Consider the following 21486-nt stretch of genomic DNA (forward strand, 5'->3'; position numbering starts at 1 on the left):
ACATCGAAGAATCTCACCAGATTTTGTCCTAAAAATGATGTTTTTGAGGATAATAAGGCCTTTTTACGGTTTTTTGCCTCCGCCAATAGTCCATCTGATTTTCTTTTCGTAGTTATCTGGAACAAATCGACTGATGATGAAAAAGACGACGGGGTATGCGGGCGAAATACGGACGGGCGGGCTGTTGACAGCGGCCTTATTTGTGCTTTTCCTTTTTTTCAATGGGCAACTTCCACCCGCCGAACTCCTGCTGGCGAGTCCGTATTTCATTGTCTTGTATTTCCTGACTTTCACCCTGGGCCAACCGGGCATTTCTGAGCGACTTGAACGGAGCGTAGACACCGGCCTGGAGCGGGCGGTGGTTTTTCCGGTGCTGCTGATTATTGTTCTGTATTCCTATCTGGGATTTCACGGACATTCGCCGTTCAAGGGGTCGGCTGCGCTCTTTCCTTTTTATCTGCTGTTTCCGGTCCTCGGGTTTTTCGCCTACCTGAAAAAGTCCCAATCGATCAAATGGACGGATTTTGCGGTTTATTTTCTCTTTCTGATTCCGGCCACGTCCATTTCTTTCGGCGTGAAAACCAACCTGCCTTTCAACGGTGCGGGCTTCAGCAATGTGTTGCGGTTTGTGCTGATTCTGACGGCGGTCTACGGTTTCGGCACCGTCCGAAAGCTGCCCGACATCGGGTTTTTCCCGACGTTCAACTGGCGTTATCTTAAAACCGCCCTCGGGGTTTGGCTGGCTTTCATTGCTTTAACCGCCTTGATTGCGACTGTCAGCGGTTTTCTGAAAACCGACGGCTACGAACCACTTTCGATGGCGTTGATTCCACTGGCCGTTGGCGAAATGGTGCGGATTTTTTTTGGTACGGCTTTGTTCGAAGAACTCTTTCTACGGGGCATTTTGCAGAATATGCTGGCCCGGAAAATAACGGAATCCGGAGTCTGGAAGACGTATTGGACGTGGGGATTTGCGGTTTTTCTGCTGCTCTCGCTGCTCACCGGCTATCTGATGCACGCGGCCCTGCTGTGGGTTCCGGTTCTGATCACGGTTCTTTTATTTCTGGCCGCTTACTGGATTGAGAAGAAATCGATCGGGTTGAATGGCCCGTATACGGCCCTGGCCATCACGAGTATCTTTTTCGGCCTGGTTCATTTTCACGCGGGTTCGCTGGTCTTTGTGGGCCTGGCCAGCATCGCCGGTTGGGGCTACGGCTACACGTATATGAAAACGAAAAATGTCTTTTACGCGGCCCTGGTTCACACGCTCGTCAATTCGTCGGAGTTTTTGTTCAGTCTGGAAACGCTGAAGTGAGGAGCGATTTAGACAAGAGAGTAAAGACTGTTTTCTCAGCACTAGTCTTTACTCTCTTGTCTATCCTCTCTTGTCTCTGAAAAAAAACTATACACCCAATTGCTGCTGGAAGCTGGCGTGATCCCAGTCGATGGCCACCGCAACGATCTTATCGTCTTCGTTGAAGCGGAAAATGAAAATATGGTCGCTGTTGAAATGCAGTCCTTTGTTCGTAATACCGGCAAAATCAGCGGTTTGGGTTCCGAACAGCGTCACGTTGCAAATGATTCTGTCGCCGTCGGCCGTCACTTTATCGACGGTGTTATCGATGTCCGGGAAAGCGCCGATGACGCCCGTCCAGAAATTCCGGCCTAAGTCGCCGATGGTTCCCTGCGGATCGGGGCCGAGCGGCATGAGCCAGAATTCGCCGGCGGGGTCGAAGAGGGCCATCATCCGTTCAATATCCCGTTCCTGATAGGCCGAGAAAAATTCAATACTGGTGCCTTTGCGAGTCAGGTCGGTCAGGGAGTCCGTTTGTGTCGTTTTCATGAAAAATCGTGGTTATATGATACACCAAAAGTACCTGACCCCCGGGCGGCTTTATTGTATAAATGCGACATTTTGCAAAAGGCGCACAAACCGGCGCTCACGATTTGAGAAAATTCGCCAGCTCGACGTTATCCCGTACGTAAAGTGATGGAATCCGGCCCGTAAAGCCGGTAAACTCACGGATGAAATGCGACTGGTCGTAATACCCCGCACGGTAAATGACGTCGTGCCAGTCGTCCACGTTCCAGTGTTTGCTGGCCAGTTGAGCACATAAGTAACTGATGCGCCGGATGCGGGCGTAATATTTCGGACTCACCCCGACTTTGGTCAGGAATTTTCGTTCAAACTGTCGTCGGCAAACATACAGCTCGTTCATTAACTCATTGATATTGATGATGCCCCGCTGGTCTACGATCAGGTTGGCAACATAATCCGTACGGTCGGTTACGGCATTGGTGCGGGTCATCTGGTTGCTCAGGAAGGCTTCCAGCAGCCGAATCCGACCCACGGCACTGTTGGACTCGACTATGCGTTCCTGAACGGTTCGGATGCCGTCGCCCAGAACGGCGGTCAGATCGATGCGTTCATCGGCAAATTCATACATCGGCAACCCAAACAGACTGTTCAGGCCCGCCGGACGAAAAACCGCCCCGATCATGCCGATCTGCCCCTGCAACTGCAATTGGTAGCTACGGGTCGACTGCCCGCTCAGGAAGGAAGCCGGCACCACTTTCGTTCCGTTTTTCTGCGTTTGAAGCCGGTACGGATCGCCGTAATTGAACACCAGCGAGCCGTAGCCGTTCGGGGGCGACTCGACCGTCATGGGCTGGGCCAGCGATAGCCCGTTTTCCCAAACGTAGTAGCACTCGACAAACGGGCGCAGATGGGGAGCCGGTTGATACTTCTGATACAGCATGAGACGTGCAGGGAGGTAAAGCAAGTTATGCTTTTTTTCCGGCAAAGCGGCCCAACGATTTAGCGAAAGGTAGGTCGGGCCCTACTTTCGCTCCGGCAACAGCAACAGCTTGATGAAATTCTTGCCAAAATACTGATTGGCAGCCTGTTTCGTGCTTTCGGGGGTCACCTGTTTCAGAAATTCCGCTTCCCGCAGGATTTCGTTCGGGTCGTCCTGGTTGAAATACTGGTTGGACAGATAGCCCAGCCAGAAATTGTTCTGCTTCAACTGAACTTCCGTTTCGCGCCGGGTTTCGGCTTTGAATTTGTCGATGTCTTTGGAATCAGCACCGTTCTGCTTCAGTTTTTCGATTTCGGCCAGGGTTCGCGCAATCAGTTTATCGACGTTTTCGGGGGCGCAACTGAAACCGACGCGGAACGTATACCGTTGGGCCGGGATTTTGGCATAGGCTCCGTTGACGCCCACGCCATAGACTCCGCTTTCTTCTTCCCGCAGCGTTTCGGTCAGTTTGATCTCCAGTACTTCAGCCAGCGCATCGACCTGGGTGGTGTTATCGGCATTCCAGACAAAATCACCGCTGAAAATCAACTGCACGGTGCTTCGCGGCTCCAGCCCCTTGGTAACGGATTTTTCGATCTTTCCGGCCGGAATCCGGATGCCCAGATCGCGGTAGGTTTCCTTGCGGTTGGTAGACGGTAAACCGCCTAAATATTTCTCAATCAGCGGTTTAATGTCTTTTTCTTTGAAATTACCGACGAAGAAGAACGTGAAGTCGCTGGCGTCGGCAAACCGTTCTTTGTAAATCGCACCGGCCCGGTTGACGTCCACTTTGTCCAGCCGGTCGGGGGTCAGTGGCAACCGGCGGTAGTTGTAGGCTCCCAGCAACGACTGAACCGTATCCTGAAAAACCTTCTGGGGCGTGGGAGTGGCCAACTGGTTTTGCAGAAAGCTCCGCTGGTTCGACAAAAAGCCCTTGATCACGTCGGGATCCTGGCGCGAGGCCGTAAAGTAGGCATAAACCAGTTGCAGGGCGGTTTCCATGTCGTCGGGCGTGGTGCTGCCGCTGATGCCTTCGGTCGTTTCACCGATGTAGGGCGACACGCTAACGGTTTTTCCGGTCAGGTATTTGCCCAACTGAATCTGGTTATACTCGCCAATACCGCTCATGTGCGTCAGCGTGGAGGCAAACCGCGCCGATTCAAAATCCTTGTCGGGGTAGAGAGACGTTCCGCCTGGACTGTTGGCCGAAAAAATGATCTGATCGTTTTTGAAATCCGTCGGTTTCAACACCACTTTTACGCCATTGCGGAGCGTCCACTCGGTCACATTGATGTCCTTGATTTCCTTCTCGCTCGTCACCGGACCGCCTACGGGCAGCGTTGGCAACAGCGGTTTGTCCATCGTTTTGTCGACATACGCCGTCAGGTTTTTACCGGCATTGTCGATCAGGGCCAACACCTGTTTTTCGGTCGGGAGTTTGGCTTTGTCTTTTTCGGGCGCCATGATAACCACGGCCCGGTTTTCGGTCGTAATGAACTGTTTCGCCAGGTTGTTGACGTCGCCAACGGTGATTCCACCGAGGTATTTTTTCAGAAAATCGTTGTAGAACGAGATGCTGACCGGAATGTCGCCTTTCAGGAAGTTCTCGACATATTCGCTGACGTAGCTCGTCGAGCGGGTTTTGTCGCGTTCCCGGTAAATGCGGTCGACGGCTTTCAGATACTGTTTTTTGGCGCGATCCAGTTCCGTTTCCGTAAATCCGAAGCGATCGACGCGGGCGTTTTCGTCCAGAATGGCCGTAACGGCCCGCGCCACGTTTCCGTCTTTGGCAATCACGTATGAACTGAAGGCGTCCTGATCGCCCAGAAAACCGCCGTAGTTGCTATAACCGCCCAGAAACGGCGGGTCGGCCTGTTGCGTCAGTTCATTGATGCGGTTTCCGATCATGGAGTTGAACAACACCCGCTTCACCGCTTCGCGGATGTCATACAGGGTTTTCTCCTTGATTTCGGGTCGTTTATACATAATCTGCACCATCGTGTTCGGTTGTTCAGGATCGGTCACGATGGCGATTTTGGTGTCTTTATGGGGCGGAACCGGGTACTGCGGACGCGGTTTCGGGTTCGTTGCCGCCGGAATCCGTCCAAATTTTTCCTTGATCATTCCTTCAACCTGATCCACATCGAAGTCGCCCACGGCCACAACAGCCATCAAATCCGGGCGGTACCAGTCTTTGTAAAACCGTTGCAGCACTTCGGGTTTGAAGGTTTTGATGATGTCGTCTTTGCCGATAGGTAACCGGCTGGCGTAGCGGGAGTTGTTGAGAATCAGCGGGAAATACTTCTCGCGCATCCGCTGACCGGCCCCGCGCCCCGACCGGGCTTCTTCCAGAATCACCCCCCGTTCTTTTTCAATTTCGGCCGGGTCCATCGTCACGTTGTGCGCCCAGTCTTCCAGAATCTGAAACGCGCGCTCAAAAAGCCGTACCGAGTCGGTCGGAACGGGCAGTTGATACACCGTCTCGTCAAAACCGGTCGACGCATTCAGATCGGCCCCAAACCGGACGCCCGACGATTGCAGGAAGCTCACCAGCTCGTTTTTGGGAAAATTCTTGGTGCCGTTGAACGCCATGTGTTCCATGAAGTGAGCGAGTCCCTGCTGGTCGTCCGTTTCCAGAATCGATCCGGCATTGATCGCTAACCGCAGTTCGGCCCGGTTTTTGGGCTCGGCATTTTTGCGGATGTAATACGTAATTCCATTCGGCAATTTCCCCACTTTAACGTCCGGATCGAACGGAATGGGCTGTTTGAGTTCAGCAGGGATTCCCGCCGAGACGGCTGATTTGGAAGGAACGGCGGCTTTTTTGGCATTGGTTTTGGCGGGTTGCTGGGCAGTCGCACCGGTTACCAACAGAGAAATGGCAAGGCCGGTTGCAAGAATCTTGTTCATTAGGTCGGTTTTGAAAACACGGCGGATCACGTGTCTGCTGTGTTAACTCAAAATTAGCGGCATTATTTATACTTTAATAATGATTTTTTGTTGATACATCCAGCCCAGAATCCCGAACCAGATCAACACAAAGGTTAGCGCCCCGGCCAGCGACGCATTGTAGGGACTTTCGAAATACGGCACAAAAAACGTCTGGTACAGCCACTCCTTCGCGCCGATTTCCGAGCCATCGGGTTGCTGAACTTTGATCATGTTCAAAATGCGCGGAATCAGGCCGGAGAGAAAGAAAACCGTGATGGCATTGACGCCAAAGGCCACGAACGGTTTGGTCCATTTTTTATAGCCCTGCACGTCGATCAGCCAGTAGCACAAGGCCAGTCCCTGCAACGCCAAACCGGAGGTGAGCAACACGAACGAGCTGGTCCAGAGGGATTTGTTGATCGGAAAAAAACCGTTCCAGATGTAGGCACCCAGCAAGGAAAAACAACCCGCCACGAACAGCCAGACGGCTTTTTCTGCTTCCGGGCGGCTGGATTTCAGGAGCGTTCCGGCCAGAATTCCGGACAGGCCGGTGGCCACGGCAGGCAGGGTGCTGAGCAGTCCTTCGGGGTCCCAGATTTTGGCGGTTTTCCAGAGGTGTCCGCCCAGCAAAGTCCGGTCGAGCCACGCGCCGAGGTTGGTTTCGGCGTCCAGATTGGCCGGGCCAAAGTCCGGCACGGGAACGAACGACATCAATAGCCAGTAGCCGACGAGCAAAATCCCGACCAGCCAGCCCTGCGTTCGGGTGTCGGTTTTGATGTAAATCAGCGAACAGGCCAGATACACCAGCGCAATTCGCTGCAAAACGCCCGGAATTCGAACGGTCGTGAAATCAAATTTCGGAAACAGGTTCAGAAACAGGCCCAGGCTAAACAGGATCAGACTTCGTTTCACAATTTTGCCTGCCAGCCCGGCCCGGTCTTTCTGCTGCAACGCATACGAAATCGATACGCCGACAATGAAGAGGAAAAACGGGAAAATCAGGTCGGTGGGCGTCCAGCCGTGCCAGTGGGCATGGCCCAGCGGAGCGTAGATGTGGCCCCAGTCGCCGGGATTGTTGACCAAAATCATGGCCGCAACGGTGATGCCCCGGAAGGTGTCGAGGGACAGCCGCCGCGAGGTGCTCACGGACCGGAGCGTGTCCCGGTTCGGGTGGTTTGTGGGTGAAGTAGTCGTTTGTTGCATGAGTCGCTACGGGAGCTGGAATGGATGGATACGACGATTTTTTAACGGGATAAAAATATAGGAATTATGTCTGATAATTCCGTTACACTTTCGCTTTCTGCCCCTAAATCCCCTGAAGGGGACTTTCAGCATCCGGATTAAGCTGCGTCCAAGTCCCCTTCAGGGGATTTAGGGGCAGAAAGCGAAAGTTTTAAAATCATCAAATACCGTATTTATACCGGTTGATCATCTGCCGCAGCAAACTCGGTTTGAAATGTCGTTTGAGGTTTTGAACCACCTCCGGGTCAACCTGAACATCCGCTGTTAGCCTGATGTTGCCTTCGTGAAGCGCCGTGTTCTGAAACCGGCTGAACCGGCCAAAGTTGGTGCCGGCGTCGTAGCCAATGTGTTCGACTTTCGACCGGATCGGATACAGACAATACCGCTTTTGCCTGAAATGCGTGTAACTCCAGCGGATGGCCCAGGAACTGATCAAGCCTTTCTGCTGCTTGGCAAACATCGGAATCAGGTCGCTGCCACTGGCCGAAAAAGCCTGCCGGGCTTTCGAATCCTGGACGAAATGGGCGTAGTCGGCCACCGACCAATCGGCCAGTTCCCAGCGGTCTTTCCAGGTCGACCAGCCGAGCGACGACGCGCGCGGCAACAGCAGAACATCGTCGGAATAACCGGGTGGAATCGTAAACGGATATAAATAACCGGAAATCGAAAAAACCAGCGGGTGATGTTCATAAAAATCCAGCGCTGCATTCTGAAAATCGAGGAAATCGGTCGTGCAAATAATGTCATCTTCCATGACAATCACGCGGCCATGTTGCTCAATCACCTCCGAAACGCCCCGGATTACGGAGTTCGCCAGGCCCTGATTCGTGGGCGCTTCCTTGATGCGAACATCCGCAAAGCCTTCAATCGTCGGCAAATAGGAACGGACTTTTTCAACCCGCTCTGCGTCCTCTTTCTCAACCGCCGGATTCGTTTTTGGCCCGTCTGAAAAAATATAAAGGATACTTTCTCTGGCTAATGGGTTTTTAGCCAGATAGGTAATCGTTTCCCGCAGATGATCGACACGGTTATAACAAAATAAAACGATGGGGGCGAGGGGCATTACGGTTTACGGTTTACGGTATTCGGTTTACGGTATTCGGTAGTCAGTTTACGGTGGCTGACGCATGCTTTTAAACGCACGATCAAGTATGTGTAGCTATCTTGCGCCAGCCACCGTAAACAGAAAACCGAATACCGTAAACTAATTACAAGATTACTTAATTATTTGCATCGTCTCTGCTTTCTTTGTGTTTACAATGCCAATACGCACCACAAATCGTATGCGTGTCAGGGCTGATTTGTTGGGTATTTCTGAAAATCAGCCGATTTCCGTTCAAACCGGGCCGCACCACGACGTTTCTATTTCATTATGACAACAATCCGCGCTGAAGCGATGCCGGACGATCCGTCTGAGCATTACCGGATTAAACCTCCACTGACCAATCCCCGGCGGTATTATCTGATCAAACTCAGGGAGTTGGTGCAGTATGCCAGAACCACGTTCATCGATCCGCTGACGAAAACCGGTCGCATCAAACTGGCCGATTACGGCTGCGGAACCAAACCTTACGTGTCGCTTTTTCCGCCCGAACAGGTGCAGTACATCGGTATCGACCTTGACTGGAACCCGCACGCCGATGTCTACATCGGTTCCGACAGCCGCATCGGCATGGACGACGCGCAGGTGGATGTGGTGTTGTCGACACAGGTGCTCGAACACGTCGAAGATCCCGAAGGCTATTTGCAGGAAGCGTGCCGGATTCTGAAACCGGGCGGTTTGCTGCTGCTGACCACACACGGTTACTGGATGTATCATCCCGACCCCACGGATTACTGGCGCTGGACTTCCGCCGGATTGCAGAAAATTGTGGCCCGCAACGGTTTTGAAATCGTCTCATTTCGGGGCATTATCGGACGCTCGGCAATGGGTTTGCAACTGTTTCAGGACGGTTTTCTGTTCAAAATACCGCGCTGGCTGTGGCCACCGTTTGCGCTCATCATGCAGGCATCGATCAGCCTGTTTGACAAAACGACATCCCAGGAAACGAAGGACAAGGACGCGTGTACGTATTTGGTCGTCGGCCGGAAGCTATGAAAATCTGCATTGCCTATCCGAACAAAAACAGCTATTCGGAGACTTTTATTCACAACCATATCGCGTATTTAAAGCCCGAACTGACGCTCTCCGGCGGCTGGCGACCGTATCGCACGCAGGACGGCGACACGATTATCCGGATGCCGCTGGCCGAGCCGATTCGGGTGGGTGTAAAACGAGCTTTGTCTGCATTCTACCCGGCGTTTTACACCCATTTTCTAACCCGGTTTTTAAAGGAAAACCGCCCGGATGTGTTGCTGGCAGAATACGGCCCGACGGCTTGCAACGTGATGGTCGCTTGTAAACGGGCAAATGTGCCGCTGGTCGTGCATTTTCACGGCTTCGATGCGGTCGAGAAAGAGACGCTCAGAAAGCTTGAAACGCCATACCGCCAGCTCTTTGCGCAGGCCAAGGCGATTGTGGCGGTTTCCAACGATATGGTGGAACAACTCGTCCGGCTAGGGGCTGACTCTCAGAAAGTTCACCGAAATCCGTATGGCGTTGAAACGAACTTATTCGCCGGTGCCGAGCCGGAAAAAGCAGAAAAACTGCTGGTAACCGTCGGACGGTTTACGGCCAAAAAAGCGCCACAACTCACCATTCGGGCGTTTGATAAAGTACTGGACCGGCATCCGGATGCCAAGCTGGTGATGATCGGCGGGGGTGAATTGTTCGAAGCCTGTAAGAAGCTGGTCGACGAGTTGCAGTTGAAATACGCCGTTCAGTTGGTCGGTGTCAAAACCGCTGCGGAAATTGCGGAATGGCACAAAAAGGCCCGGCTTTTCGCCCAGCATTCGATGGTCAATCCGGTGAACGGTGATTCGGAAGGAACGCCTAATACCGTTCTGGAAGCCTCGGCGGCCGGTTTGCCGATTGTCAGCACCCGCCACGCTGGCATCAAAGAAGCCGTTGAGCACGGCGTGACTGGTTTTCTGGTCGAAGAAGGCGATTATCAGACTATGGCAAAGTACATGGTTCAGTTGCTGGAGGAGCCGAAACTGGCCGGTGAACTGGGGCGGAATGCCCGGCAGAAAATGATCAATGAATACGAAATGCGTGACCGCATTCAGGAATTAAACCGCTTATTGGAACTATGACCGTACGCTCACCGCTCACCAACTCGCCCGCGGTTTCGCCCGTTCGGAGCCTGAACGCCCGCACCATCGAACAACGGTATCGCGATCAGTTCGGGATGGACGTCAGCCGGTATTTTTCCGGGATGGATGAGGTGATGATTTATGAATGCAATCAGTCGAAACTGCGGTTTTATTACCCGTTTTCGCTGGCGGGCGACGCGGATTTTTACGCCGATCTGGGTAAACATTACAAAGGCTATTACAGTCCGTGGAAGTGGGAGCATGAGCTGGTGTTTCAACACCTGAAGTCGGGCGACCGGGTGCTGGAAATTGGCAGCGGCAACGGCTACTTTCTGAAACGACTGCCCGAAAAAGGAGCGAACGGTTTGGGGCTGGAACTGAACGATGACGCGATTGCGTACGGCCAGAAAATCGGGGTCAACATCATCAACGAAGATTTGAAGATTCATGCGCAACAGCATGAAAAACAGTACGATGTCGTCTGCGCATTTCAGGTTTTCGAGCACGTCAACAACGTCGGTGATTTCTTTCGGCAGGCGGCTCAGTGCGTCAAACCGGGCGGTTTGCTGGCCATTGGCGTTCCGAATAATGCCTCGTATTATTTCCGGGAAGATCCGTATCACACGCTGAATCTGCCGCCCCACCACACCCTGCTCTGGGACCCGGTTTCGTTGAAATATGCCGGTGAGTTGATGGGGCTAAAAGTTGTTGAAATCCGAAATGAACCCGCATCCATCACGCACCGGAGTCTCGGCTACCGCCTGTGGCTGGAAAAACACCTGGGCCGGAATCTGTTTGCATCAATATTGTATAAATCGACCCGGTTTGTGGCCAAACGCCTGCCGATCATGTCCGACGGGGCCACGGTGGTGGCCATTTATCGAAAGGGAGCGTAACCAAAACACATGGGAATTGTCATTCGTCAAAGCCTGAAAGCCAGCATCGGTTCCTACATCGGAGTCGGCATCGGGATTATTAACCAGTTGTACGTTTCGCTGCATTTTCTGTCGACCGACCAACTGGCGATTTCGCGTTTGTTACTGGAAAATAGCCTGCTTTTTGCCGCGTTTGCCCACCTCGGCGCACCGTTTATCACTGACCGGTTTTTTGGCTATTTCCGCGATGACAAAACGCAGAACAACGGCTTTCTGGGTTTCCTGCTGGCTTTTCCCCTGATTGGCATCAGCCTGTTTACGGCGGCTTATTTTCTGTTCGAGCAACCCATTCAGGATTACTTTGCCGAAAAATCGGCGGGGCTGATTCCGTATCATGTGCTGGTGGTGCCGCTCACGATTTTCTGGATTTACATCGCCGTGCTGGAAGCCTATTGCCGCAACAACGCCCGCATTGCCATCCCGACCTTTGTTCGCGAAGTGTATCTGAAACTGGCAAATGTGCTGGTGATTCTGCTGTTCGGGCTGGGCTGGTATAACTTCGACTGGATGCTCTACCTGATGATTACGTCCTACGGTCTGGCGGTGGTCATTTTGCTGGTCTATATTTATCAGTTGGGTAAATTTTCGTTGCGGTTCGATGTGACGCGGTTGAAAGACGGCATGTTTCGCCAGATGATTTATTTTGGTCTGTTTGTCGTCATGGGGGGCGTCGGCACGCAGGTGGTGTATTTCATCGACCGAACGATGCTTTCTGGTGGCGAAGGGCTGACCAATGCCGCTATTTTTATCATCGCGACCTACATTGCCGGGATTATTGAAATTCCGCGAAAAACCATCACGCAGATTTCGACGCCACTGGTTTCCAATTCCTTACGGCAGAACGATATGGCGCACGTTCAGGAGTTATACCACAAGTCGTCGCTGAATCAGTTGCTGGCAGGTGGTCTGGTTTTTCTGCTGATCTGGACCAACATCGACGGCATTTTCAGCCTGTTGCCGAAAGCCGACATCTACCGACAGGGCAAACACGTAGTGTTGCTGCTGGCTTCGGCGAAGCTGTTTGAAATGGCTACGGGTGTGAACGGCGAAATCATCAACTACTCCAAATACTACCGCTACGCCACATTGCTGATGATTGTGATGGCCTGCCTGGCCATTGGCGCCAATGCCTACCTGATTCCGCGCTACGGCATCGATGGAGCAGCTTTTGCCACTACCATTACTACACTTGTTTTTGCGCTGAGCAAAGTCGGTCTGGTCTGGGTGTTTTTCCGAATCCTGCCGTTCACGTTTTCGGGTGTCAAGGCCCTTGCAGTTTTGGGACTGGTCTATGGCGTGTCGCTCCTTCTCCCCGCGTGGAACGGTTCGTTGTGGCTGGTATTGCTCAGCATTATCGGACGCTCGCTGGTGCTGGCGGCCCTGTTTGCCGGGCTGATTCTGTGGTTCCGGGTGTCGGAAGATATGAATGGGTTGATGGGGTCCGTGCTGGGGCGTGTGCGGGGCTTTCGACGGCGGTGATCAGAATGATCAGAGCATCCACAGATTCTTTAATTAGGTAACCCTTAGTTGGCCCGACGGTAAACAGGTCGCGTTAGCGACTGGATGTTTTCTACAAACATTTGATGCCTAACGGCATCTCAGAAAATGCTAAAAATACAGGCTTACGGAGTGAGAATGGGAAACTGAATTATTTCAAAACCGCATCTCAAATACCCGCTTCGCCGACTCCACTGCGCCCAGTTGGCTTTTGAACCGGATCAATCCTTCGTTCCGAATACCCTGGCTGGTCGAAATGCCCAGATCAAGCAACGGAATCTGGTGTTGCTGGCAATAGGTGTACAGGCTTTCGATTAATAGCACCGACGGACTAAAATGCTGATAATCTTCGTGATCGGCGGGTAGAAAGTAATAGAGAACGCCGGGCGCAACCCGAATTCCCAGACAGGCGGCAATGAGCTGGTCGCCATCACGCACCGTAAAAACCGGGCTGACCTCCCCGAAATTCGTGAGAAGATTGGCAAGCTCTTTGCTGCTCATTGATAAAGGCAGGTTTTTTCGCAACCTCGCTTTCCGGATGAACGCAAACAAAGTTTCCGCATCCGGTTTTTCCCGGATTTGAGTTGTAAAACCGGCCTGCTGGCATTTCCGAAGCCGTCGCCGTTCGGTAGCATGCAGGTGTTCGGTAAAGGAACGTGCGCTGACCGGCAAATGTTGATTGAGTTCTTGGTATTTCACCACAAAACCGGCGTCCAGCAATAGGCCACGAAGTCGCTGGGAATGAACAGGCAAATAACAATCCGGGTAATTGACTATTCGAATCCCCTGGACTAGTAATTTTTTACTAGTTGTTACTACGGCATCCACCAGCCGGACTAGTTCTTCGTCCGGCAAATCATCCGAAAACTCGATGGAACCAAATGATGCAGCAGACGGGCTTATGGCCCAGTTGTCGCGGATAAAAACCGCACAACGGGCGTCGGCCCGGCCGGTTTTGGGGTTGAGAAGGGCAAAATAGTAGAACGGCCGATCCGGCTGATTGAGCAGGTGACGGGCCTGAAGGAACAGAAAACCGTCCTGATAGAACGGCGGAATCTGTTCCGGAAGCGGATTTTCTACCTGAAGAAGTTCGTACACAGCTTGTTCACTCCGTGAAGCGTCCCGTGACTAAGGCTTTTTTTTCGGCTGCTTTTTGCCCCAGCGTTCATACACCAACTGAAGAATGCCGTCTTTCAGGCCCAGGTCAGGTACCACAATGGTGTCGGCTCCGGCCCATTTCATAACCGAAATGTAGATGTCTGCCGCCGGAATGATGACGTCGGCCCGGTCGGCATTCAGCCGCAGTTTGTTGATCCGGTCTTCCAGGCTATAGCCCGAAATGTAATTCCGCATCCGTTCAATTTCCGCCAGCGTGGTCGTGTCACCGACTTTCGCCACGAGGTTGAAGATCTTGTTGATGTTTCCGCCTGTTCCTACGGCGACCATATCCTGCGTTTTCAACACGTTTTCGTCCACCCAGTCTTTCATCTTGTTCCAGGCCCCCTTGGTTTCTTTTCCTTCCAAAGAGCGCACGGAGCCGATTTTGAACGACTTCGAGTTGACCTTTTTCCGGTCCAGATACAGGTTCAGTTCGGTGCTGCCACCGCCCACGTCGATGTGCAGAAACTGCCGTTCGTCGAGGGCCTGCACCACCACGTTGTTGATCAGTTCGGCTTCTTTCTGACCGTCGATGATGTTGATTTCGATGCCGGTCAACTCCTTGATGCGGGTCGCCACTTTGTGGCCGTTGACGGCTTCCCGCATGGCCGAGGTGGCGCAGGCCATGTAGTCTTCCACTTCGTGGAGTTCCATCAACAGCTTGTAAACCTGCATCAGTTTGTTGGTACGGACTTCGCTTTCCGGCGTAATTTCGCCAAAATTAAACACATCGTGACCCAGCCGCAGCGGAAACCGGACGTATTCAACCTTCTTGAAACTAATCACGTCGTCCACGTGCAGAACCGTAGAAATCTGGAGACGGGCCGCGTTGGAGCCGATATCGATGGCAGCAATTTTCAAAATGAAGTTGGGAAAAGTGGTACTGAAACGCCCAAATATAGTCAATTTACATCCCCAGACGAAATACGGCGGCTTTTCTATAGAACGGTCGGGTGGATGAGGCTACCCGCTAAAATTCGGGTGACTTTTGAATGAACAGGCGTACCTTTGACACCCATTGACCCTGACCGGTTTTACCGGGCTGCCCGACACAGACATGACGATTCTCGGAATCTCCGCTTTTTACCACGATTCGGCTGCGGCTTTGGTCGAAGACGGGCGAATTGTGGCGGCTGCGCAGGAGGAACGGTTTACGCGCAAAAAACACGATGCCGGTTTTCCGGCCAACGCCGTTCGTTTCTGTCTGGAATACGGCGGAACGAGCCTGAATGAGCTGGATGCCATTGTGTTTTACGACAAACCGCTGCTGAAATTCGAGCGGTTGCTGGAAACGTATTACGCCTTTGCTCCACGCGGTTTGCGGTCGTTTCTGATGGCTATGCCGGTCTGGATGAAAGATAAATTATTCCTGAAACGACTGCTGCGGGACGAGCTGAAAAAGCTGGGCTACGATTCTAAAAAGCCGGTCAAACTGTTGTTTCCCGAGCATCATTTGTCACATGCTGCCAGCGTGTTTTATCCTTCTGCCTTTGAAAAAGCCGCCATTCTGACCATCGACGGCGTGGGCGAGTGGGCGACGGCTTCCATCGGCTTGGGCGACGGAAAGGCGATTACGGTGTTGAAAGAACTGCATTTTCCGCATTCACTGGGCTTGTTGTATTCTGCTTTTACGTATTTTCTGGGTTTTCGGGTCAATTCCGGGGAGTATAAATTGATGGGCCTGGCACCGTACGGAAATCCGAATTCGCCGGAGGTGGACCGGTATGTCGAGCTGATCAAAACGAAGCTGGTGGAGATCAACGGGGACGGTTCCATCTGGCTCGATCAGACCTACTTCGACTACGCAACCGGTTTGCGGATGGTTCACGAAAAAAAGTGGGAAGCACTGTTCGGTATGGCCAAACGGCAGCCTGATGAGGAGCTAAAACCGGAACATGGTAATCTGGGTCTGGCGATTCAGCGCGTGACGGAGGAGGTAGTCGTCAACATGGCGCGTGAGGCCCGGCGGTTGACTGATACGGATAATCTGGTGCTGGCGGGGGGCGTTGCGCTCAACTGTGTCGCTAACGGAAAACTCCAAAAATCTGGTATTTTTAAAAATCTGTTTATTCAACCCGCAGCGGGCGATGCGGGTGGTGCCTTGGGCGCGGCTCTGGCGGCTTACCATATTTATTTCGGCAAAGAACGGCTCATTGAGTACAAAGGCGACGCCCTGCGAGGGTCGTTTCTGGGTCCGACGTTTTCGGATCTGGACGTGGAGTTGATGGCAAAAAAGTACAAAGCGGTTTATAAACGGTACGACGATTTTGAAGCCTTGTGCAACGAAACCGCCCGGTTGCTGGCGAACGAAAATGTGGTGGGCTGGGTGCAGGGGCGGATGGAATTCGGGCCACGGGCGTTGGGTGGTCGCAGTATTCTGGGCGATCCGCGGAGTGCCGACATGCAGAAAAAACTGAACCTGACCATCAAATACCGCGAGTCTTTCCGGCCCTTTGCGCCTTCGGTGCTGGCCGAAGATTGTTCTAAGTATTTCGATTACGACGGCTCCTCGCCCTACATGTTGCTGGTGCACCCGGTTCTGGAAAACCGCCGAAAACCGCTGCCCGCTGAGTATGACAGCCTTCCGATGCGGGAAAAACTGTATGTTCAACGCTCGGATTTACCGGCCATTACGCACATCGACTTCTCCGCCCGGATTCAAACCGTTCACCGGGAAACCAATCGGCGTTACTGGCAATTGATCGATGCATTCAAAAAGCAAACGGGTTTTGCGGTTTTGGTCAACACGAGTTTCAACGTGCGGGGCGAACCCATCGTCAACACGCCGGATGACGCGTATCGCTGTTTCATGCGAACGGAAATGGATTATCTGGTGGTGGGAAATTATATATTCAATAAAAAACAGCAACCGGCGTGGCCGGAAAAAGGCGAGTGGAAGGAGGAGTTTGGGTTGGATTGACGCTTTTGCCCCGGAGGGCCTTTCGCCCCAGACCCCTAAAGGGGCACGGACGCAGCTTAATCCGGATGGTTCGACGTCCGTGCCCCTTTAGGGGTCTGGGGCGAAAGCGGGAAAACATGTATAATTTCTTTATAGACATCTGCTTATGAATCCCTTGGATCGCGTCAAGGCCCAGTTGGTAATCGTAACCGGCCTGGTCGTTTTGTACTTCGTTTTCAACTCCGTCTACTGGCTCTATGCTGCTATGGCGGTTGGTTTGCTCAGCATCTTCATTCCGGCGGCTGGCAACAGCATTGCCTGGCTGTGGTTTAAACTGGCCGAAATCCTGGGGATGATCAACAGCAAGATCATTCTGACGGTTTTATTTTGGGCAGTTTTAGTCCCGATCGCGTTTCTCTACCGGCTCGGGGCGAAAAACCCGTTGACGATCAAACGAACGCAGGACACATCGCTTTACCACGAGCGTAACCATCTGTATACCAAAGAAGACCTGGAACATACCTGGTAACGGAATCTTTTGGGAAAACCGCCTGTTTCTCCCCGGAGGGAATCGGTTTGGCGAAGACCGGCTCTTTTTCTATTTTTGTAAACCGCTTATCGAGAAAGACGGAGGGATTGGACCCGATGATGTCTTGGCAACCATTCATACTCCCTGAAAAAGGTGCCAAATTCCGCCCCGGCAACGGGGACAGATAAGTTGAAAGCTTGCGCCCTGCTTCCTTTCTTCGATAAGCCGTGTAACCCTATTTGCACCGTTCTGCTACAGACGGTGGTTGGCATGGTAGGTAGTCCTAATCAATACAAGAACTTGGAAAAAATAACTGACCTTCTTCAACAGCGTATCCTGATTCTCGATGGAGCGATGGGTACCATGATTCAGCGGTATAAACTGGAAGAAGAAGATTATCGCGGAACGCGTTTTGCCGACTGGCCGCACGATTTGAAGGGCAACAACGATTTGCTGTCGCTCACAAAACCGGACATCATCAAGGAAATCCACCGCCAGTATCTCGAAGCGGGATCGGACATCATCGAAACCAACACCTTCAGCGGAACGTGGGTGGCGATGGCCGATTACCACATGGAGGAACTGGTGTATGAACTCAATTACGAGTCGGCGAGAATTGCGAAGGAAGTGGCGGTGGAAGTAACCCGCCAGAATCCCGACAAACCCCGGTTTGTGGCCGGCGCGATGGGTCCAACCACCCGGCTGGCCTCCATGTCGCCCGATGTGAACAATCCCGGCTACCGCGCCATTACGTTCGATCAACTGGTCGAAGCGTTTTACACCCAGGTTTCCGGGTTGGTCGAGGGCGGATCGGATTTGCTGTTGATTGAAACCATCACGGATACGCTCAACGCCAAAGCCGCGTTGTTTGCCGTGGATAAATATTTTGCGGATAAAGGCCTGGAACCGTTGCCGATCATGGTTTCGGGAACGATTACCGATGCTTCGGGCCGGACGCTGTCGGGTCAGACGACGGAAGCGTTTCTGTACTCAGTATCGCACCTGCCGCTGCTCAGTATTGGGTTGAACTGCGCGATGGGCGCGGAACTGCTGCGGCCGTATGTGCAGACGCTGGCGAAAGAAGCCCCATTTTTTACGTCGGCTTATCCGAATGCCGGATTGCCCAACGAAATGGGGGAATACGATCAGTCACCTGACGAAATGGCGGCCCAGATCGAAGGCTTCGTGCAGGACGGTTTTGTCAACATCGTCGGCGGTTGCTGCGGTTCGACGCCGGATCACATTCGGGCTATTGCGCAGGCGATTGCGAAATACCCGCCCCGTCCGAAACCACAGGCGGAGTCATATCAGAAATTGAGCGGTCTGGAACCGTTGAAAATCACGGAGTTGACCAACTTTGTCAACGTCGGGGAACGGACGAACGTGACGGGTTCCAAGGCATTTGCGCGTTTGATCAAAGCCGGGGATTACGATGCGGCCTTGTCCGTGGCGCGTCAGCAGGTGGAAAACGGGGCGCAGGTGATCGACGTAAACATGGATGAAGGCATGCTGGATTCGGTGGAAGTCATGACGACCTTCCTGAACCTCATTGCCGCCGAGCCCGACATTGCCCGCGTGCCGATCATGATCGATTCCTCGAAATGGGAAGTGATCGAAGCCGGTTTGAAGTGCGTCCAGGGGAAAGCCATTGTGAACTCGATTTCGCTGAAAGAAGGTGAAGAAGCATTTATTGAACGCGCCAATCTGGTGAAACGCTACGGTGCTGCGGCCGTGGTGATGGCATTCGACGAAACCGGTCAGGCGGATAATTTCGAACGGCGGATTGAAATCTGCGAACGCGCGTACCGGATTCTGGTGGATAAAGTCGGTTTTTCGGCGCAGGACATCATTTTTGACCCGAACATCCTGACCGTTGCCACGGGAATTGAAGAACACAACAATTACGCCGTCGATTTCATCAATGCGACGCGCTGGATCAAGGAAAATCTGCCGTTGGCCAAAGTCAGTGGCGGGGTGTCCAATATTTCGTTCTCCTTCCGGGGCAACGAGGTGGTGCGGGAAGCGATGCACTCGGTTTTTCTGTACTACGCCATCAAAGCCGGGATGGACATGGGGATTGTCAACGCCGGTAATCTGGGTGTTTATGACGATATTCCGAAAGACCTCCTCGAACGCTGCGAAGATGTGCTGCTCAACCGCCGTCCGGATGCGACGGAGCGGCTGGTCGATTTTGCCGAAACCGTCAAAGCGAAAGGAAAAGTCGTTGTTCAGGATGAAAGCTGGCGGCTGGAACCGGTTCAGGCACGTTTGAAACACGCCCTGGTGCGCGGTATCACGGATTACATCGACCAGGACACGGAAGAAGCCCGGCTGCAATACGAACGGCCCATCGAGGTGATCGAAGGGCCGCTGATGGATGGCATGAACGTGGTGGGCGACCTGTTTGGTGAGGGGAAAATGTTTCTGCCGCAGGTGGTGAAGTCGGCGCGGGTGATGAAAAAAGCGGTTGCGTACCTGCTCCCGTTCATCGAAGCCAGCAAAGCAGTGGGCGCGCGGGCGGCCGGAAAAATCCTTATGGCGACCGTCAAAGGCGACGTTCACGATATTGGAAAAAACATCGTGGGTGTGGTTCTGGGCTGTAACAACTACGAAATTATTGATCTGGGCGTGATGGTGCCGACCCAGAAAATTCTGGAAGAAGCCAAAAAACACCAGGTCGATATCATCGGCCTGAGCGGTTTGATTACGCCCTCGCTCGATGAAATGGTGGGCGTGGCCAAAGAAATGGAGCGCCAGGGCTTCACGATGCCGCTGCTGATCGGCGGAGCCACCACCTCGCGTATTCATACCGCCGTCAAGATCGATCCCCATTATTCGGGGCCGGTGGTTCACGTGCTGGACGCCAGCCGGAGTGTGCCGGTGGCCGGTCGGCTCATCAGCGAGCAGGAAAGCACGCGCGATCTGGTTTTCCACGAATTCAAAGATGAGTATACCAAACTCCGTGCCGATCACGCCAAGCGGAAACAGGACAAAAAGACCCTGACGATCGACGTAGCCCGGAAAAACAAAACCGTCATCGACTGGGCCGAATTTGAACCGACCAAACCGCAGTTTCTCGGAAACCGCTATTTTCAGGACTATTCCTTGAAAGAAATTGCGGAGTTTATCGACTGGACGCCGTTTTTCCAAACCTGGGAATTGCACGGAAAATACCCCGCGATTCTGACCGATGAGGTGGTCGGCGTTGAAGCGAAGAAGGTTTTTGAAGATGCCAAACGGCTTTTGCAGAAAGTGATCGATGAAAAACTGCTGACGGCCAAAGCCGTGGTCGGTTTTTATCCGGCCAACGCCACCGAAGACGATGTGTTGCTGCACGACTTTGAGGAGATCGTTCGCGAGATTCCCTGTGAACGGCACGGTTCGCATACGCACCTTGAATACAAACTCAGCCACATCGCCGATCTTAGCGAGCGCAAATCGGCGGGTGAACTGATCTACGATACCAAAACCGTGCTGCACTTCCTGCGTCAGCAGAATCAGAAAGCCCCCGGTTTGCCGAACTTCTGTCTGGCAGATTTCGTGGCCCCGATGGAGACGGGTCATACCGATTACATCGGCGGTTTTGCCGTTACGGCGGGCATTGGCATTGAAAAACTGGTGGAGGAATTCGAGCGTGATCACGACGACTACAACAGCATCATGATCAAGGCCATCGCCGACCGGTTAGCCGAAGCTTTCGCTGAATTGATGCACAAACGCGTTCGGACGGAATTCTGGCCGTATGCAACCAACGAAAAGCTGTCGAACGAAGATTTAATCAAGGAAGAGTATCAGGGCATTCGGCCGGCACCGGGCTACCCCGCCTGCCCCGACCACACCGAAAAAGCGACGCTGTTTGAACTGCTGGATGCCGGACAGATCGACATCCAGTTAACCGAAAGTTTTGCCATGTACCCGGCGTCGTCGGTGAGCGGTTTTTACTTCTCGCACCCGTCGTCGCGGTATTTTGCAGTCGGTAAAATCAACAAGGATCAGGTACTCGATTATGCACAGCGGAAGAATATGCCCCTCGATGAGGTCGAACGCTGGCTGTCTCCGGTTCTGTCGTACGACGCGTAGGTAACCGCCCCCACGCCCCGTCACCCTCGCCCCGAAGGGGCCTCATCATCAACCCCGGACATCGTCCGGGGAATACGGGGAGGTCGCCCATCCCCCCGCCCCGAAGGGGCATCATCATTAACCCCGGACACCGTCCGGGGCTGATAATCATATCCGCGTCCCCGCAACCCTGAAAGGGTTGACTATCGATTTAATTATCCAACCCTTTCAGGGTTATGACCG

General features: G+C 53.0%; 15 protein-coding genes and 1 riboswitch. Of the genes, 8 read left to right on the forward strand and 7 right to left on the reverse strand.

Annotated elements, in window-relative coordinates; genetic code table 11:
• Positions 1–136: 136 nt before the first annotated feature.
• The gene (locus tag ACO064_RS20215; protein WP_421829038.1) at positions 137–1315 is read left to right on the forward strand and encodes a CPBP family intramembrane glutamic endopeptidase; all 1179 of its coding nucleotides are present in this window, start codon (positions 137–139) and stop codon (positions 1313–1315) included.
• 87 nt (positions 1316–1402) lie between these two features.
• Here the strand turns inward: ACO064_RS20215 and ACO064_RS20220 are convergent, their stop codons facing one another.
• From ACO064_RS20220 to ACO064_RS20240, 5 genes are all read right to left on the reverse strand, one after another.
• Complete coding sequence (locus ACO064_RS20220) at positions 1403–1843, reverse strand: ester cyclase (protein ID WP_421829039.1); 441 nt, start codon at positions 1841–1843, stop codon at positions 1403–1405.
• A gap of 97 nt (positions 1844–1940) precedes the next feature.
• Complete coding sequence (locus ACO064_RS20225) at positions 1941–2759, reverse strand: DUF6597 domain-containing transcriptional factor (RefSeq protein WP_421829040.1); 819 nt, start codon at positions 2757–2759, stop codon at positions 1941–1943.
• An 81-nt stretch (positions 2760–2840) separates the two neighbouring features.
• Positions 2841–5708 (reverse strand): M16 family metallopeptidase, encoded by a 2868-nt coding sequence (locus ACO064_RS20230; RefSeq protein ID WP_421829041.1) that lies wholly within the window; start codon positions 5706–5708, stop codon positions 2841–2843.
• A gap of 66 nt (positions 5709–5774) precedes the next feature.
• Positions 5775–6875 carry an acyltransferase family protein gene (locus ACO064_RS20235; RefSeq protein ID WP_421829042.1) on the reverse strand — a complete coding sequence of 367 codons (1101 nt, stop codon included), beginning with the start codon at positions 6873–6875 and terminating at the stop codon, positions 5775–5777.
• A gap of 256 nt (positions 6876–7131) precedes the next feature.
• Entirely contained in the window at positions 7132–8034 is a 903-nt protein-coding gene (locus ACO064_RS20240; protein ID WP_421829043.1) for a sugar transferase, read from the reverse strand.
• 309 nt (positions 8035–8343) lie between these two features.
• Between ACO064_RS20240 and ACO064_RS20245 the strand changes: the two genes are divergently transcribed.
• From ACO064_RS20245 to ACO064_RS20260, 4 genes are read left to right on the forward strand one after another with little or no spacing between them, the layout of a single operon-like run.
• The gene (locus tag ACO064_RS20245) at positions 8344–9069 is read left to right on the forward strand and encodes a class I SAM-dependent methyltransferase (RefSeq protein ID WP_114405314.1); all 726 of its coding nucleotides are present in this window, start codon (positions 8344–8346) and stop codon (positions 9067–9069) included.
• Positions 9066–10166, forward strand: a complete 1101-nt coding sequence (locus ACO064_RS20250) for a glycosyltransferase (protein WP_421829044.1) — start codon at positions 9066–9068, stop codon at positions 10164–10166. Before ACO064_RS20245 ends, ACO064_RS20250 begins: the two co-directional genes overlap by 4 nt.
• Complete coding sequence (locus tag ACO064_RS20255) at positions 10163–11062, forward strand: class I SAM-dependent methyltransferase (protein ID WP_421829045.1); 900 nt, start codon at positions 10163–10165, stop codon at positions 11060–11062. Before ACO064_RS20250 ends, ACO064_RS20255 begins: the two co-directional genes overlap by 4 nt.
• A gap of 9 nt (positions 11063–11071) precedes the next feature.
• Positions 11072–12580 carry a lipopolysaccharide biosynthesis protein gene (locus ACO064_RS20260; protein ID WP_421829046.1) on the forward strand — a complete coding sequence of 503 codons (1509 nt, stop codon included), beginning with the start codon at positions 11072–11074 and terminating at the stop codon, positions 12578–12580.
• Positions 12581–12754: 174 nt separating this feature from the next.
• Here ACO064_RS20260 and ACO064_RS20265 read toward each other — a convergent pair whose 3' ends face one another.
• On the reverse strand, positions 12755–13696 hold the full coding sequence (locus tag ACO064_RS20265) for a GNAT family N-acetyltransferase (RefSeq protein ID WP_421829047.1): 942 nt from the start codon (positions 13694–13696) through the stop codon (positions 12755–12757).
• 30 nt (positions 13697–13726) lie between these two features.
• Complete coding sequence (locus ACO064_RS20270) at positions 13727–14617, reverse strand: Ppx/GppA phosphatase family protein (protein WP_421829048.1); 891 nt, start codon at positions 14615–14617, stop codon at positions 13727–13729.
• A 196-nt stretch (positions 14618–14813) separates the two neighbouring features.
• Between ACO064_RS20270 and ACO064_RS20275 the strand changes: the two genes are divergently transcribed.
• The 3 genes from ACO064_RS20275 (at position 14814) to metH (ending at position 21264) form a co-directional block, all read left to right on the forward strand.
• On the forward strand, positions 14814–16676 hold the full coding sequence (locus ACO064_RS20275) for a carbamoyltransferase (RefSeq protein WP_421829049.1): 1863 nt from the start codon (positions 14814–14816) through the stop codon (positions 16674–16676).
• A gap of 145 nt (positions 16677–16821) precedes the next feature.
• Positions 16822–17184, forward strand: coding sequence for an SxtJ family membrane protein (locus tag ACO064_RS20280; protein ID WP_421829050.1), 363 nt, complete (start codon positions 16822–16824; stop codon positions 17182–17184).
• A gap of 83 nt (positions 17185–17267) precedes the next feature.
• A riboswitch (SAM riboswitch) is annotated at positions 17268–17375 on the forward strand.
• Between the two features lie 109 nt (positions 17376–17484).
• Entirely contained in the window at positions 17485–21264 is a 3780-nt protein-coding gene (gene metH / locus ACO064_RS20285) for a methionine synthase (protein ID WP_421829051.1), read from the forward strand.
• Positions 21265–21486 lie beyond the last annotated feature (222 nt).

The sequence above is a fragment of the Larkinella sp. genome (assembly GCF_965227735.1).
GTDB lineage: Bacteria > Bacteroidota > Bacteroidia > Cytophagales > Spirosomataceae > Larkinella.